15 protein-coding genes are annotated in these 15467 nt (G+C 72.5%); 8 read left to right on the top strand and 7 right to left on the bottom strand.

The window, feature by feature from the left end:
• Positions 1-190 precede the first annotated feature (190 nt).
• Both ACT53U_RS12765 and hemF read left to right on the top strand, forming a co-directional pair.
• Positions 191-685 (top strand): tRNA (cytidine(34)-2'-O)-methyltransferase, encoded by a 495-nt coding sequence (locus tag ACT53U_RS12765; protein ID WP_476155616.1) that lies wholly within the window; start codon positions 191-193, stop codon positions 683-685.
• Positions 682-1602 carry an oxygen-dependent coproporphyrinogen oxidase gene (hemF, locus tag ACT53U_RS12760; protein ID WP_476155615.1) on the top strand — a complete coding sequence of 307 codons (921 nt, stop codon included), beginning with the start codon at positions 682-684 and terminating at the stop codon, positions 1600-1602. Before ACT53U_RS12765 ends, hemF begins: the two co-directional genes overlap by 4 nt.
• Before the next feature lie 4 nt (positions 1603-1606).
• Here the strand turns inward: hemF and ACT53U_RS12755 are convergent, their stop codons facing one another.
• The 5 genes from ACT53U_RS12755 to ACT53U_RS12735 all read right to left on the bottom strand — a co-directional run bounded on the left by ACT53U_RS12755 (position 1607) and on the right by ACT53U_RS12735 (position 5758).
• Positions 1607-2779, bottom strand: coding sequence for a GGDEF domain-containing protein (locus tag ACT53U_RS12755; protein WP_476155614.1), 1173 nt, complete (start codon positions 2777-2779; stop codon positions 1607-1609).
• A gap of 146 nt (positions 2780-2925) precedes the next feature.
• Positions 2926-4191, bottom strand: a complete 1266-nt coding sequence (locus ACT53U_RS12750; RefSeq protein WP_476155613.1) for a CCA tRNA nucleotidyltransferase — start codon at positions 4189-4191, stop codon at positions 2926-2928.
• On the bottom strand, positions 4188-4454 hold the full coding sequence (locus ACT53U_RS12745) for a DUF6111 family protein (protein WP_476155611.1): 267 nt from the start codon (positions 4452-4454) through the stop codon (positions 4188-4190). Before ACT53U_RS12745 ends, ACT53U_RS12750 begins: the two co-directional genes overlap by 4 nt.
• 12 nt (positions 4455-4466) lie before the next feature.
• On the bottom strand, positions 4467-5150 hold the full coding sequence (locus tag ACT53U_RS12740) for a CoA pyrophosphatase (RefSeq protein ID WP_476155609.1): 684 nt from the start codon (positions 5148-5150) through the stop codon (positions 4467-4469).
• Complete coding sequence (locus tag ACT53U_RS12735) at positions 5147-5758, bottom strand: DUF1285 domain-containing protein (RefSeq protein ID WP_476155607.1); 612 nt, start codon at positions 5756-5758, stop codon at positions 5147-5149. Before ACT53U_RS12735 ends, ACT53U_RS12740 begins: the two co-directional genes overlap by 4 nt.
• A 134-nt stretch (positions 5759-5892) precedes the next feature.
• Between ACT53U_RS12735 and ACT53U_RS12730 the strand changes: the two genes are divergently transcribed.
• Genes ACT53U_RS12730 through ACT53U_RS12715 form a run of 4 tightly spaced genes read left to right on the top strand, consistent with a single transcriptional unit; the run spans position 5893 to position 12851 of the window.
• Complete coding sequence (locus ACT53U_RS12730) at positions 5893-6903, top strand: AAA family ATPase (protein ID WP_476155605.1); 1011 nt, start codon at positions 5893-5895, stop codon at positions 6901-6903.
• A gap of 14 nt (positions 6904-6917) precedes the next feature.
• Positions 6918-7895, top strand: a complete 978-nt coding sequence (locus ACT53U_RS12725; protein ID WP_476155604.1) for a DUF58 domain-containing protein — start codon at positions 6918-6920, stop codon at positions 7893-7895.
• Positions 7892-10732: a DUF4159 domain-containing protein gene (locus tag ACT53U_RS12720; protein ID WP_476155602.1), complete on the top strand. Its 2841-nt coding sequence runs from the start codon at positions 7892-7894 to the stop codon at positions 10730-10732. The genes ACT53U_RS12725 and ACT53U_RS12720 overlap by 4 nt, the downstream gene beginning before the upstream one ends.
• A gap of 16 nt (positions 10733-10748) precedes the next feature.
• Positions 10749-12851, top strand: a complete 2103-nt coding sequence (locus ACT53U_RS12715) for a hypothetical protein (RefSeq protein WP_476155600.1) — start codon at positions 10749-10751, stop codon at positions 12849-12851.
• On the opposite strand, the gene ACT53U_RS12710 is transcribed toward ACT53U_RS12715, so the two are convergent.
• Together ACT53U_RS12710 and ACT53U_RS12705 are read right to left on the bottom strand one after the other, a co-directional pair.
• Complete coding sequence (locus tag ACT53U_RS12710) at positions 12832-13335, bottom strand: GNAT family N-acetyltransferase (RefSeq protein WP_476155598.1); 504 nt, start codon at positions 13333-13335, stop codon at positions 12832-12834. The genes ACT53U_RS12715 and ACT53U_RS12710 overlap by 20 nt on opposite strands.
• Positions 13336-13595: 260 nt before the next feature.
• A complete protein-coding gene (locus ACT53U_RS12705; protein ID WP_476155596.1) occupies positions 13596-14066 on the bottom strand; it encodes an NUDIX domain-containing protein in 471 nt (156 codons plus the stop codon).
• Between the two features lie 246 nt (positions 14067-14312).
• On the opposite strand from ACT53U_RS12705, the gene ACT53U_RS12700 reads away from it, so the two are divergent.
• Together ACT53U_RS12700 and ACT53U_RS12695 are read left to right on the top strand one after the other, a co-directional pair.
• Positions 14313-14435, top strand: coding sequence for a hypothetical protein (locus ACT53U_RS12700; RefSeq protein WP_476137629.1), 123 nt, complete (start codon positions 14313-14315; stop codon positions 14433-14435).
• A 130-nt stretch (positions 14436-14565) separates the two neighbouring features.
• Positions 14566-15465 (top strand): metallophosphoesterase family protein, encoded by a 900-nt coding sequence (locus ACT53U_RS12695; protein WP_476155594.1) that lies wholly within the window; start codon positions 14566-14568, stop codon positions 15463-15465.
• Positions 15466-15467: the final 2 nt, after the last annotated feature.

The raw sequence follows: 15467 nt of genomic DNA, 5'->3' as shown, positions 1-15467 counted from the left end.
CGATCGGCCGCCGTTTTGACACCGGTCAAACGCAATGTCCAGCGTCGCCGGGCGTTTCCGGCCTCAGACCTTGGAATTGTTTCATTTGAAATGTCTCATTGCGCGAACGGCTTGTCGCCGCTCGCCGCGACCGAAGCGCCCACCTACGCAACAACACTTATCGACGATGAAACGAGCCCCGATTTCCGCCATGTCCGACGAAGCGCTCGCCGACCTCCGGCTGGCGCTCTACCAGCCCGACATCCCGCAGAACACAGGAACGCTGCTGCGCGCCGGCGCCTGCCTCGGCGTGGCGGTCGATCTGATCGAACCCGCCGGCTTCGCCGTGACCGATCGCAACCTGCGCCGCGCCGGCCTCGACTATCTCGACGAGGCGATGCTGACGCGCCACGACGACTGGACCGCCTTCGACGCCGCCCGCCGTGCCGCCGGCCGCCGCCTCGTGCTGCTGACGACGCGCGGCGAGACCGACTATCGCGATTTCGCCTTCATGCCCGACGACGTGATCATGGTGGGGCGCGAATCGGCGGGCGTTCCCGATACCGTGCACGAGGCCGTCGACGCCCGCCTGATCGTGCCGATGCGGCCGGGCATGCGCTCGCTCAACGTCGCCATCGCCGCGGCACTGGTCCTCGGCGAGGCCCTGCGCCAGATACGTCGACGCTCCGACCCTGCCCGAGGATGACCCGCTTGGCCCCGACACCCCCGCCCGCTTCGCCGCTCCCTGCCGATCTCGAGACGAAGAAGGCCGCGACCACCCGCTGGTTCGAGACCTTACGCGATCGCATCACCGCCGCCTTCGAGGCGTTGGAGGACGAGATCGCCACGCCGAACGTCGACGCCGCCCCCGGCCGCTTCGTCCGCACGCCGTGGGAGCGTACCGACCACACCGGCACGCCCGGCGGCGGCGGCGTGATGGCCCTGATGCACGGCCGCGTCTTCGAGAAGGTCGGCGTCCACGTCTCGACCGTCCACGGCACCTTCGCACCGGAATTCCGCAAGGAGATCCCCGGCGCCGAGGAGGATCCGCACTTCTGGGCCTCGGGCATCTCGCTGATCGCCCATCCCAGGAACCCGCACGTCCCGACCGTCCACATGAACACCCGCCACGTCGTCACCACGCGCCGCTGGTTCGGCGGCGGCGCCGATCTGACACCGGTGCTCGATCGCCGGCGGACCCTCGACGATCCGGATTCCGTCCGCTTCCACGCCGCGATGAAGGCCGCCTGCGACCCCCACGCGGTCGCCGACCACGCGCGCTTCTCGAAATGGTGCGACGAGTATTTCTTCCTGCCCCATCGCGGCGAACCGCGCGGCATCGGCGGGATCTTCTACGACCGGCTGGACACCGGCGACTTCGAGGCGGACTTCGCCTTCACCCGCGACGTCGGCACCCGCTTCCTCGAGGTCTATCCCGAGATCGTGCGGGCGAACGGCACCACCGCCTGGACCGACGCCGATCGCGAGGAACAGCTGGTCAGGCGCGGCCGCTACGTCGAGTTCAATCTCTTGTGGGACCGCGGCACGGTCTTCGGCCTGAAGACCGGGGGCAACGTCGCCTCGATCCTGTCGTCGCTGCCGCCCGTCGCCAAATGGCCGTGAGGCCTCACGCCACCCGGCGCGCGTCGAGCACGCGCGAACGGTCGAAGACATCGTCGGGCGAGGTCGCGAGCGGTGGCGAGACGCGGTTGCGTCCGCCGCGCTTGGCGGCATAGAGCTCGGCGTCGGCTTCGCCGAGAATGTCGGCGAAGGGCAGCGACGTGTCGACCATGCCGGCGGCGCAGCCGATCGACACCGTGACGACCCCGCCGGTCGCGCCCTCGCGATGGGGAATGGCGAGCCGTTCGACCGCCTGGCGGATGCGTTCGCCGACCCGTTGCGCGACGACGAGATCGGCCCCCGGCAGGACGGCGAGGAACTCTTCGCCGCCGAACCGGCCGATCAGATCGTCGCGACGGCGGACCTGATCGCCCACCACCCGCGCCACCGCGGTGAGGCAGCGGTCGCCGGCCTGGTGGCCGTAGAGATCGTTGAACTGCTTGAAGCAGTCGACGTCGATCATCATCACCGCCACCGTCTCTTCCTCGGCCTGCGATCGTTCGGCGAAGGCCGGCAGACGCATGTCGATCGAACGCCGGTTGGCGAGCTTGGTCAGGGGATCGACCTCGCTCAGCACCCTGAGTTCGTCGGCGCGATGGGTCAGCCGATGGGCGGCCAGTTCGGCGCGGATGCGGGCCCGATGGCAGCGATCGAGCTCGGTCTGATGGGCGAGACCGGCGACGAAGGCGACCATCACGACACCGGTCAGAACCGCCGCCACCCCGACGTCCGTGATCGCACCCTGCTCGCAGGCGAGCGCCGCCACCCAATAGGCGGCGAGCCCGACGGCACCCGTCGTCACCGCCACCGCCGGCCGCGGCCTGACGAAGAGACCGAGATGGACGAGCGGCAGCACCGCGACGGCATCGAACAGCCGATGATCGCCGTCGGTCTCGTGGTGGTCGACGAACAGCGTCACCAGGACCGCCAGCAGCATCACCCCGGCGGCGACCACGTCCGAACGCTCGCGCCGCGACAGTTCGTCGACCCGCATGGCGACGAACAAGGCCCACGGCAGCACCAGCCCGACGTGGGCGATCACCGCCCAGACCGACGCCGCATGCACCGCCGTCGCCTCGACCACGGGGACGAGACCCCACCAGGTGGCGAACCAGATCAGCGCACGCCCGATCCGTCCGGCTTCCAGCGTCCGTCGGTCGCTCGCCCAGCGCAGTTGCACGAGCGAATCGATACGCCCCCAACCTTCCGTTGCGGAAGCGTTGTGGGTATCGAAAGAGGATGCCTCGGCGAGATCGACCATGGCCCGGTTGCACCATCGAGATGTTGCGATGGCGCCATCATGCCGACGGGGTCTTCAGGCGGGTTTTATGGCTTCGGTAAAATGCGTAGCAAATGCCGATTTGCTCGTTCGAGCAGTTCTGCCCGCTCCGCGCGGAAACCCTCGGCTTCCCAGATGTCGGCTATCTCGGCGAGCACGCGACCGATCGCCGGTCCGCCCTTCGCCCCCCGCGCCAAGAGGTCGCGCCCCGAGATCGGCAGCACCGGCACCGGTCGCACCTCGGCTTCCGCGAGCCGCGCCCGCGTCTCGTCCGCGTCGATCCGGGCCCGCGCATGGGCGAGGACGATCGCGTCGCAGGCCCCCTGCCGGCCGCGGCGATGGAGCAACCGGTCGACGCCCGTCGCCCCCGCACCCGGCACGACCGCCCGCCCGCCGCCGACCGCGGCGACCATCCGGTCGCGCGCCGCATTGGAGAGCCGCAACCTCTCGGAAAGCGCCACCGCGTCCCTCTCGGTCCAGGCGGCGAGCGCCGCGAGGAACAGAGGCGCGTCGGCGCCCGTCCGCCGCGGCCCACCGGCGAGACCCGCGAGCGCATGGACGCGGGCAAAGCCGCCGAGATCGACGGCGCGGCCGAAGACACGCTGGGCGAGACCGGCGTCGCTCATCGTCGCCAGCGTCGCCGGTGCGCCGATCGCCGGCACCAGTTTCGTCGTCTCCTGCCCGATCCGCTCCGCCGAGAGCCCGGCGAGCCCGTCGCGCGCCGCGATCGCGGCCGCGAGGCCTTCGGCATCGAGTGGGCCGACGCCGTAGGCGGCATGGAAGCGGAAGAAGCGCAGGATGCGCAGATAGTCCTCGGCGATCCGCTGCGCGGCGTCGCCGATGAAGCGCACCCGCCGCGCCTGACAGTCGGCGATGCCGCCGACGAAGTCGTGGACGACGCCGTCGAGCGAGACGTAGAGCGCGTTCATCGTGAAGTCGCGACGATGGGCATCGACCGACCAGTCGCGCCCGAAGGCGACGGTGGCGTGCCGCCCGTGGGTCTCGACGTCCTGGCGCAGCGTCGTCACCTCGAAGGGATGGCCCTCGACGACCACGGTCACCGTGCCGTGCTCGATGCCGGTCGGCACCGGCTTCAGCCCGGCCTCCCTGGCGCGTGCCACCACGACCTCGGGCATCGCGTCGGTCGCCACGTCGACATCGACGACCGGGACGCCGAGAAGCGCATTGCGCACCGCACCGCCGACCACCCAGGCGGTGTCGCCGTCGCGCGCGATCGCCGCGAAGAGACGATGGAGACGCGGATCGCGCAGCCAGTCGGCCTCGATCTTCGTCGCCGTCGCAGCCCGTCTCATGGCGTCCCCCGGCGGATGCCTCCGGGCACCAGATGGCCGTTCTCGAAGCGATCGGGGACATAGGTGCCGTCCGCCTCGCCGCCCTCGAAGGCGACCAGCACGAAGAAGGCGGCGATCGTGAGTGCCAGCCCCGCCAGCGTCAGCTTGAACAGCGGCGCGCCGTCGAAGACACGTCCCTCCCGCGACCGCAGCGCGTGCACGATCCCCCAGACGAGGAAGGGCAGGAGAAAGAGACCGATCTGGATCGCCAGCAGGCGGATCATGGGATGCCCTCGTCAGTCCGGCGTCGCCTCGCCCGGCACCGGCGTTCCCGGCGCCGGCGGCGCACCGCGACCCCAGGTCCGCTCGTAGATCTGACGGATGATCCCGGCGGTCACACCCCAGATATAGCGATCCCCGAAGGGCATTTCATAGAAATAACGCCGTCGCCCCTGCCACACCCGATTGCCGACCCGATGATTGGCTCCACTCATCAGGAAGCCGAGCGGCACTTCGAAGACGTCCGCCACCTCGCCGGGGTTGGGGAAGAGCCGCAGACCCGGCCGGACCAGCCCGATCACCGGCACGATGCGGTAGCCGGAGTTCGAGGCATAGGGCGGAAAACAGCCGAGCGGCACGACGTCGGCGCGGTCGAGGCCGACTTCTTCCTCCGCCTCGCGCAGCGCCGTCTCGATCGGACCTGCGTCGTCGCGGTCGATCTTGCCGCCGGGAAAGGCGATCTGCCCGGCATGGCTCGCCAGATGCTCTGTGCGCTGCGTCAGGATGACGCCGGCCTCGCCCGGATGGGTGACGATCGGCACCAGCACGGCGGCGTCGCGGAGCTTGACCGGCGGCGCCAGCCCCGGATTGAGCGTGGTGTCGCCGAAGGGCGCGACCGCCGGCAGGAGACCGGCGTCGCCGACGAGATGCGCCGCGATCCGCGCCGCGAACCCGTCCGCCGTGAAGTCCTCCCCGCTCATGCGAGCCTCTCGAGATCGGTGGCCGGCGCCATGGGGAAGAAGACCCCGGCCGAGCGCACGCCGAACCAGGCCACGCCCTCGACCTCGGCCTCCTCGCCGAGTTCCACGAGTTCGTGGAGCACCGCTCGGGTCAGCCGCGCCTCGAGCCGGCCGCGCACCAGCACATAGGGCTTCAACCCCTGATTCGCCGGATCGACGACGAAGCGCAGCGGGTGCTCGCGGTCGACCACGACGACGTCGCCGACGTTGGTGCGCAGCGCCAGCACGGTCTCGCCGTCGCGCGTCTCGGTGGCGAGATCGACGGCCAGGAAGGGCACGTCCTCGACGGTGATGCCGCATTTTTCCACCGGCGTGACGAGATAGGTCCGCCCGTCCTCGTCGCGCCGGAGCACCGAGGCGAACAGCCGCACCATCGCCTCGCGGCCGATCGGCGTGCCGCCGTAGAACCACGTCCCGTCGGCGGCGATGCGCATGTCGATGTCGCCGCAGAACGGCGGGTTCCAGCGCTCGACCGGTGCCGGTCCGCGCGTCGCTCCATCCGTTCCGAAACGCGCCGCGAGGCCGGCGATGCCGCCGCCGACCACCGTGCCACCCTTGTTCTCGACCATGGTCTCGCCATCTCCCCGTCGCAGGGTCGGACCCGTCGGGTCCGGTTTTCGTGGGTGCCTTCCGCCGCCGATCCTGTCAAACTCCGCCGCGCCCGCAAAGCCGTCCCGCCCGCACGCCAACGCCGAGACCCTTCATGACGTCCACCACCGATCTCGCGTCCCCGCAATCGATCGTCGCCCGCGCCGAAGCCGCCATCGAACGTCTGGGACGGGTCCGCGAAGGCATCGGCCGCGTCGTCTTCGGCCAGGAAGCGGTCGTCGACCGGACGCTGGCGACCATCCTGTCGGGTGGCCATGGCCTCCTCGTCGGCGTCCCCGGCCTCGCCAAGACGCGACTGGTCGAGACACTGGGCACCGTACTCGGTCTCGACACCCGGCGCATCCAGTTCACGCCCGATCTGATGCCCTCGGACATCCTCGGCTCGGAAGTGCTCGATCAGGCCGCCGACGGCACCCGCGCCTTCCGCTTCGTCGAGGGCCCGGTCTTCACCCGCCTGCTGATGGCCGACGAGATCAACCGTGCGAGCCCGCGCACCCAGTCGGCGCTGCTCCAGGCGATGCAGGAGGCCCACGTCACCATCGCCGGCCAGCGCCGCGACCTGCCGCAGCCGTTCCATGTGCTCGCCACCCAGAACCCGCTGGAGCAGGAGGGCACCTATCCTCTGCCCGAGGCCCAGCTCGACCGTTTCCTGATGCAGATCGACGTCGACTGGCCCGATCTCGCCACCGAGCGCAAGATCCTGGTCGAGACCACCGGCACCCGTCAGGCCACCGCCGAGCCGGTGCTGACGGTCGAGGAGTTGGTCGATCTCCAGGCCCTCGTCCGCCTGATGCCGGTCGGCGAGACGGTGGTCGAGGCGATCCTCGCCCTCGTCCGCTCCGCCCGCCCGCCGGAGGGCGGTGCCGAGCGCGGCGATCCCGCCGGCGCCGTCGCCTGGGGCCCCGGCCCGCGCGCCGGTCAGGCGCTGATGCTGACGGTGCGCGCCCGCGCGCTGCTCGCCGGCCGCCTCGCTCCCGACGTCGGCGACGTCGTCGCGCTCGCCGAACCGGTCCTCCAGCACCGCATGGCGCTGACCTTCGCCGCGCGTGCCGAGGGCGCGACGGTGCGCGACGTCGTCGCCCGCCTCGCCGCCCGTATCGGCTGACCGGGAGAGATCCCTTGTCCCTCCCCCCCTTCGCCCGCGCCTTCGTCCGACCGCCCGCGCGGCCGGCGACGCGCGCCGAAGGGGACCGCGACACCCATGCGCCCCTCGTCGCCGGACGGCGGCTGGCCGACGCCCTGCCCGACCTGCTGGTCGAGGCGAGCCGTGTCGCCGCCACCGTCTCGGCCGGCTGGCACGGCCGACGCCGCGCCGGATCGGGCGAGACCTTCTGGCAGTTCCGCCCCTGGCAGTCCGGCGAGAGCACCCAGGCGATCGACTGGCGCCGTTCGGCGCGCGGCGACGATCTCCACGTGCGCGAACGCGAATGGGAGGCGGCGCAGACCGTCTTCGTCGCCGTCGACCTCTCCGGCTCGATGGACTGGCGCTCGCATCTCTCGCCCGTCGGCAAGCTCGAGCGCGCGCTGGTGCTCGCCCTCGCCCTCGCCGACCTCCTCGGCCGCTCCGGCGAGCGGGTCGGCATCCCCGGTCTCCTGCCGCCGCGCGCCGACCGTCGCTCCGCCGAACGCCTCGCCGAGGCGCTCGCCCGCGCCCCCGACGGCCTGTTCGATGCCGCCGCCCCCGTCGGCCCGCGCGCCGAGGTGGTGGCGATCGGCGACTTCCTCGACGCGCCGGACGCGATCGAGGCCCGCCTCGGCCGCTGGACCGCCGAGGGCGCCCGCCTCCACGCCCTGCGCATCGTCGATCCGGCCGAAGCGAGCCTGCCTTGGACCGGTCGCGTCGACTTCCGCGATCCCGAGACCGGCGAACGCTTCGAGGGCCGCCGCGCCGAGGCGCTCGCTCGCGGTTGGGCCGATCGCTGGGCCGCCCACGGCGAGGCGCTCGCCGCCATGGCGCGACGCCACCGCTGGGGCCTCGTGACGCACACGACCGACCGGCCGGCGACCGAGGCGCTGCTCGCCCTCCACGCCAGTCTCGGCGGCGCCCGCCACGGCTTCGCCGCCCGTGCCCGTCACGCGACGGAGGACGGGCGATGAGCGCGCTCCTGTCGCTCGGCTTCGCCGCCCCGGCGGCACTGCTGGCGCTCCTCGCCCTGCCGGCACTGCTGTGGCTACTGCGCCTGACGCCGCCGCGGCCGAAGACCGTCGACTTCCCGCCGACCGCCCTGATGCGCGACCTCGTCGACCGCGAGGAGACGCCGGCCCATACCCCATGGTGGCTGGTGGCGCTGCGCATCGGCGTCGTCGGCCTCCTGGCGTTGGCGCTCGCCCACCCCTTCCTCGGCCCCGGCCCGACGGACGACGGCCGCGACGGTACGCTGTGGCTCGTCCTCGACGACGGCTGGCCGGCGGCCCCGCGTTGGGAGGAGACGATCGCCGCGGTCGCGACCCGGCTCGACGCGGCGGAAGCGCGCGGCCGATCGGTGGTGCTCGCCGCCACCGCCTCGGGCGCCGACCACGTCTTCGCCCCGCGCGCCGTCTCCGACGTCCGCCGCGACCTCGCCGTGCTCGCCCCCCGCCCCTGGGCCGAGGACCGCGCCGGCCTGATCGAGGCGCTGGCGAAGTCGGCCGAGACCGCCCCGCCCGGCTCGGTCGTCTGGATCGCCCACGGCACGGACCTTTCCGCCGACGACGCGACCAGACGCTTCGCCGCCGACCTCGCCCGCATCGCCAAGGGTGCCCCGGTCACCCTGTCGCTGCCCGACCGCATCGACACCGTCGCCGTCGAACGCCTCGAGAACGGCGCCGATGGCCTCCGCGTCGGCCTCCTGCGCACCGATACCGGCGCCGCCGATCAGGGCCGCCTCGCCGCCTTCGACCGCCGCGGCCGCAGCCTCGCGGAGGCGGCCTATGCCTTCACGGCGGGCGCCCCCCGCGCCGAGCTCCGCCTCGACCTGCCGCTCGACCTCGCCAACGACGTCGCCCGCGTCGAGATCCTCGATCGCCGCTCGGCCGGCGGCGTCCGCCTCGTCGACGACCGCTGGCGCCGCCGCGCCGTCGGCCTCGTCTCCGGTGCCGGCTTCGAGCGCGACCAGCCGCTGCTCGCCCCGACCCACTATCTCCAGGCGGCACTCGCCTCCTTCGCCGATGTCCGTAAGCCTCGCGCGGCGGAGACCGATGCGGCGATCCGCGAGCTGATCGGAGCCGGCGTCTCGGTGATCACCCTCGCCGACGTCGGCACCCTGCCGCCCGAGACCGCGAACGCGCTGCTCGGCTGGGTCGAAGGCGGCGGCGTGCTGCTGCGCTTCGCCGGGCCGAAACTCGCAGGCCTCGCGCCCGACGATCCGCTGGTGCCGGTGGCGCTGCGCCGCTCGGAGCGCGCACTCGGCGGCGCCCTGTCGTGGTCGAGCCCGCGCGGCCTCGGTCCCTTCGCCGAGACCGGCCCCTTCGTCGATCTCGCGGCGCCCAAGGACGTCCGCGTCACCCGTCAGATCCTCGCCGAACCCGGCCCCGATCTCGCCGCCCGCACCTGGGCGAGCCTCGACGACGGCACGCCGCTCGTCACCGCAAGCCCCCGCGGTCGCGGCCGCGTCGTGCTGTTCCACGTCGGCGCCGATACCGCCTGGTCGGACCTGCCGCTTTCCGGCGTCTTCCCCGAGATGCTCGCCCGCATCGTCGCCCTCGCCGGCCTTTCCCGCGAACCCGGCGCCGAGACCCGTACCGACGCCGCCCGGCCGACGACGCTGCCGCCCTGGCGCCTGCTGGACGGTTTCGGCCGCCTCGGCGCACCCGGGGCCGAAGCCCGTCCGGTCGACGTCGCGGCGATCGCGACGCTCGCCCCCGACCGTCGCCATCCGCCGGGCCTCTGGGGCCGCGACGATCGGTTGGCGGCGCTCCAGGCCCTGCCCAAGGGCGCGACGCTCGCCCCCCTCGCCCCACGGCTCGACGCTCTGTCCCCGACCGTCGTCACCCGCGGCGGTGCGGTGGCGACGCCTCTGGCGCCGGGGCTGCTGCTGGCGGCGATCGCCCTCGCTCTGATCGACGGCCTCGTCGTCCTCGTCCCCGCGCTCGGCCTGCGGCTGCCGCGGCGAGAGACGACGACGGCCCTCGTCGCCCTCGCCTTCGCCGGCCTCGTCGCGCTCGCGCCCGGCCCGGCGCGTGCAGAAGGTCCGCCCGTGCCAGAGGTGACCCGCGACGCGGCGCTCTCGCCCCGCCTCGCCTGGGTCGCGACCGGCGATCCGACTGTCGACGACATCACCCGGCGCGGCCTCGAGGCCCTGTCGCGCACGCTCGCCGACCGCACCTCCTTCGAGCCGGCGGAACCCGTCGCCGTCGACCCCGCCCGCGACGATCTCTCGGTCTTGGCGCTGATCTATTGGCCGGTGACACCGAACGCCGCTTCGATCGCGCCCTCGACGCTCGCCCGCGTCGATGCCTTCATGCGCGGCGGCGGCACCGTCGTCTTCGACACCCGCGACGCCGACGAGGCCGATGCGCTCGGTGCCGGCCGCACCACCGCAGCCGGCGCGGCGCTCAGGCGCATGCTCGCCGGCCTCGACCTGCCCGAGCTCGAGCCGGTCCCCACCGACCACGTCCTCGGCCGCACCTTCTACCTGTTGCAGGGCTTCCCCGGCCGTTTCGACGGCCGCGTCTGGGTCGAGGCGACGAGCCGCGACGAGGCGAGCACCCCGGAAGGCCGCGTCGTCCGCACCAGCGACGGCGTCTCGCCGATCCTCGTCACCGGCAACGACTTCGCCGGCGCCTGGGCGCAGGGCGACGACGGATCGCCCCTGCTGCCGATGGGAACACCCGATCGCCGCGGCCGCGAGATGGCGCTGCGCACCGGCGTGAACCTCGTGATGTATGTGCTGACCGGCAACTACAAGGCCGATCAGGTCCATGTCCCCGCCCTGCTCGAGAGGCTCGGCCGATGAGCGAGGGCAGGAACCCATGACCTGGAGCCTCGGCTTCGCCCCCTTCGTCGATCTGTGGATCGTCGTCGCGATCGCCCTCGCGGCCGCCGTGATCGCCGGCCTCGGCCTCGCGCTTCGTCGGCGCGGTGGGATCCTTCGTGCCGTCGCCCTCGCCCTGCTGATCGCGGCGCTCTCAGGCCCGGAGATCCGTCGCGAGGCGCGCGAGACGCTGCCCGGCGTCGCCGTGGTGCTGACCGACCGCTCCGCCAGCCAACGCCTGCCCGGCCGCGAGGCGACGACCGAGGCCGCCCGCGTCGCGCTTCTCGAAAAGCTGAAGGCCGTCCGCAACCTCGAGGTCCGCGAGGCGATCTTCGACGACCGCGAGACCCCCGGCGAAGGCACACGCCTGTTCGAGGCGCTGTCGCGGACGCTCGCCGACGTGCCGCCCGAACGCGTCGCCGGGGTGATCGCGATCACCGACGGCGAGGTCCACGACGTGCCGGCGACGCCCGCCGCGCTCGGCTTCCGCGCCCCCGTCCATGCGCTGATCACCGGCCGCGCCGACGAGATCGACCGCCGCCTCGTCGTCCTCTCCGCGCCGCGCTTCGGCCTCGTCGGCAAGACGCAGCGCCTGTCGTTCCGCGTCGACGACGAAGGCACGACCGGCCCGCGCCCGCCGGTCACGGTGACGCTCGGCCGCGACGGGACCGAGATCGCCCGCGCCCGCGTCGTGCCCGGCCAGCCGTTCCATTTCGACGTCGACGTGCCGCATGCCGGCGAGATCCTGTTCGAGGCGGCGGTGGAGCCGCTCGCCGGCGACATCACGCCGCTCGACGACCGCGCCGTCGTGTCGCTGCGCGGCGTGCGCGAGAACCTGAGGGTGCTGCTGATCTCCGGCGAGCCGCACCCCGGCGAACGCGCCTGGCGCAACCTGATGAAGTCCGACGCCTCGGTCGACCTCGTCCACTTCACCATCCTGCGCCAGCCCGAGAAGCAGGACTTCGTGCCGGTCAACGAACTGGCGCTGATCGCCTTCCCGACCCGTGAGCTGTTCCAGGAGAAGCTCGGCGAATTCGATCTCGTCGTCTTCGACCGCTACCGCCGCCGCGGCCTCCTGACCTGGGCCTATTTTCGCAACATCGTCGAGCGGGTGAAGAACGGCGGCGCCGTGCTGGTCGCCTCGGGCTCCGACCTCGCCGACCCCGACGGCTTGATGGACACGCCGCTCGCCGAGATCCTGCCGGCGACGCCGCTCGATCGCACCGTCGAGGAGGCCTTCCGTCCGCACCTCTCGACCGTCGGCGCCCGCCATCCGGTGACGCGCGACCTGCCGCAGGGTGGCGACAACCCCTCCTGGGGCCGCTGGCTGCGCGCCTCGGCGGTGCGCCCCACCGACGATGCTCAGACCCTGCTCACCGGGCCGGAGGATCTACCGCTTCTGTCGATCGCCCGGCGCGGCAAGGGTCGCGTCGGTCTCATCGCGTCGGATCAGGTCTGGCTCTGGGCGCGCGGCTTCGAGGGCGGCGGCCCGCACGGCGCGCTGCTGCGCCGGCTGGCGCATTGGCTGATGCAGGAACCCGACCTCGAGGAGGAGACGCTGCGCGCCACCTCCGACGGCCGCACCATCGCCGTCGAACGCCGGACGCTGGGCGATGCCGTCGCCCCGGTCCGCCTCGTCGATCCGACCGGCAAGGAACACGTCGCCACACTGGCGTCCGAGGCCCCCGGCCTGTGGCGCGGAAGCCTTCCCGCCGACGTGCCCGGCCTGTGGCGCGCCTCCGACGGCACGCTCACTGCCCTCGTCCACGTCGGCCCCGCCGATCCGCTGGAATTCACCGCCATGCGCTCGACCGAGGCGAAGCTCGCGCCGATCGCCGCGGCGACCGGCGGCAGCGTGCGTCGTCTGTTACCGGTCGGAGCGAGCGAACCGGTCGTCCCCGGTGTCGCGCTGCGCGAGAGCATCAGTGGCGCGGCAGGCCGCGACACGCTCGATCTCCTCGCCTCGCGGGCCGTGGTCACGACGGGCGCGGAGACGACGCGGCTCGCTTCCGGATTGGCCGCCGCCGCCCTGCTCTTCGCCCTCTTCGCCGCCGCCTGGTGGCGCGAGGGCGGTCGCGGCGTCAGAAGCCCGCGCGACTGACGTCGCCCGACACAGCCTCGAGCGCACCCTCGACGAGACCGGCGACCAGCACCCGGCGCGGATCGACCGGCCCGGGCAGGCGCACCTTGTCGGGACCCACGTGGTGGAAGCCGAAACGGCCGTAATAGGGCGGATCGCCGACCAGCAGCACCAGCCGATGACCGGCGGCGCGCGCCCGCTCCAGCGTCGCCCGGACGAGCCGGCCGCCGATGCCGCGGTTCTCGAAGTCGGGATCGACCGCCAGCGGCCCGAGCAGGAAGGCCGCGTCGGTGCCGATGGTGATCGGCGTCATGGTGACCGAACCGGCGAGCCGGCCGCCGACCATCGCCACCAGCGACAGATCGGGATCGGCCGCCACGCCCTCGCGCAGACGCGAGGCGGTGCGCACGAAACGACCCGGCCCGAAGGCATGGTCGTGCAGGGCTTCGATCGCGGGCATGTCGGCGGCCGTCTGGGGCCGAATTTCAGGATTGGAGTAGGGCATCGGGGGCGTTTCCGGGTCGTCGTGTCGATCCGTCGCGCCAGCTCCGGCGCCCTTCCGGCCGCGCGTCCTTAAGGGGACGCGGGCAACGAGGCGCGGCACGGCGCGACGACGGCGTGGGCGGAGCCACGTCGTTCGGTTCGTCGTCGCAGGAAAACGGCCGTCGGCTGCATCGATACTCTCTCGTCACCCGGGTCGCGGGGTTCGAAGGCGGTTACACGACCGCGCGCGCCCATGCAAGAGGCAAGCGGTAAAACCGGGCATCACCAGTCGCGCGCCGGCGGCCGACCCTCGACGAATTCGGCGATCCGCCGCGCCGTCGCGCCCGTGACGCCCTCCGGCAACAGGCCGGGTGCGAAGAAGCCGACCTCGGCGATCTCGCCGGGGCGGGCGAAGGCCTGCACTTCCTCGGTGTCGCAATGGAAGAAGGCGACGTGATCCCGCCCCGACACGCGGGGGTTGACATGCAGCGAGATCAGACGCGGCCGGCCGGCGATGCGGATCGCGGTCTCCTCGAAGACCTCGCGCACCGCGGCCTCCGCCGCCGATTCGTGCGCCTCGACGCCACCCCCGGGGAAATACCAACCCGGCACGTAGCCGTGCCGGACGAGCAGGACGCGACCCGACGGATCGGTGACGAGCGCGCGAACGCCCAGCGTCGTGCGCGCCGAAAACCGCGCCTTGAGGATGGCCAACCGCTTCGCCGCGGCGCCGATCATGGGCCAGTCACGCATTCTTCACCCTGTTTTCCCTTCGTGGGGACTGCGTATCGTGAAAACACGGCCATTTTCCGCCGTCATGCACGGCATGCATGGGTGATCGACGGGCGGGCCTCTGTCTCATTTTTCGGCAATTGCATATATCTCGTGCATTCGATTTGCCCGAGGTGCTGCTGCTTCGATCCGCAACGGACCGAAGTCAACGTCGACCATGCCCGAAACCTGGTCGGCCCGCTCGCCCGAAAGAATGGACGTACCAAGATGTTCTCGCTGTTCCGCCGCAAGGCCCGCAAGGCTCCCGAGGCCGCCTATCAGTGGAAGCCGGCCCTGGACCTGACCGACCCGCGCGTGTCGGCGATCCTGCTGACCTTCGGCCGCGCCTGATACGGGCCGCCGATCTCGATCTCGAAAGGGCGATGCGCGCCGCGCATTGCCCTTTTTTTGTGCCTGCCTCGGAGCAGTTCCGACGCATGGCCGGCTGGACGCTGCGCGGCGGGAGCGGTAGTTCGGTCTGATGTTTCGGCTCGCTCACGTCTCCGACCCTCACCTCGGCCCGATGCCCGACGTTCGCCCGCGCGAGCTGATCGGCAAGCGCGTGCTCGGCTGGATCAACTGGCGGCTGAACCGCGGCCGCGGCGGCATGCGCCCGGCGGTTCTCGACGCCCTCGTCGCCGACCTGCGCGGCCATGCGCCCGACCACGTCGCCGTCACCGGCGACATCGTCAACATCGCGCTGGACGCCGAGCTCGAACCGGCCCGCCGCTGGCTCGCCTCGCTGGGGGCCGGCCGCGACGTCTCCGCCGTGCCCGGCAACCACGACGCCTATGTCCCGGGTGCCCTGAAGCGCACCTCGGAGTCGTGGAGCGCCTTCATGAAGGGCGACCACGACGCCGGCGACCATCACCGCTGGCCCTTCCTGCGCCGCCGCGGCCCCGTCGCGGTGATCGGCGTGTCGTCGGCCGAGGCGACGCCGCCCTTCATGGCGACCGGCCGTTTCGACGCCGGTCAGGCGCTGCGGCTCGCCGAACTGCTCGATCACACCGCCCACGAGGGGCTCTATCGGGTGGTGCTGATCCATCACCCGCCGGCGAAGAAGCCCGTCCACTGGGCCGGCCGCCTGATCGGCACCGAGCGCATGCGCGAGGTGATCCAGCGCCACGGCGCCGAGCTGATCCTGCACGGCCACACCCATCGCGGCACGCTGGAATGGCTCGCGGGGCCCGAACGGGCGGTGCCGCTGGTCGGCGTGCCCTCGGCCTCGCGCACGCCGGGTCCCGGGCGACGCGGCGCCGGCTGGAACCTGTTCGAGATCGACGGCGCCCCCGGCGCCTGGCGCACCACCCGCATCGAGCGCGGCTTCGCCGACGCCGGCTCCGGCATCGTCGAGATCTCGCGCGCGAAACTCCTGCCCTGAGA

Source organism: Pinisolibacter sp. DMC19 (assembly GCF_056313985.1).
This window is presented reverse-complemented; position numbering and strand designations above follow the sequence as displayed.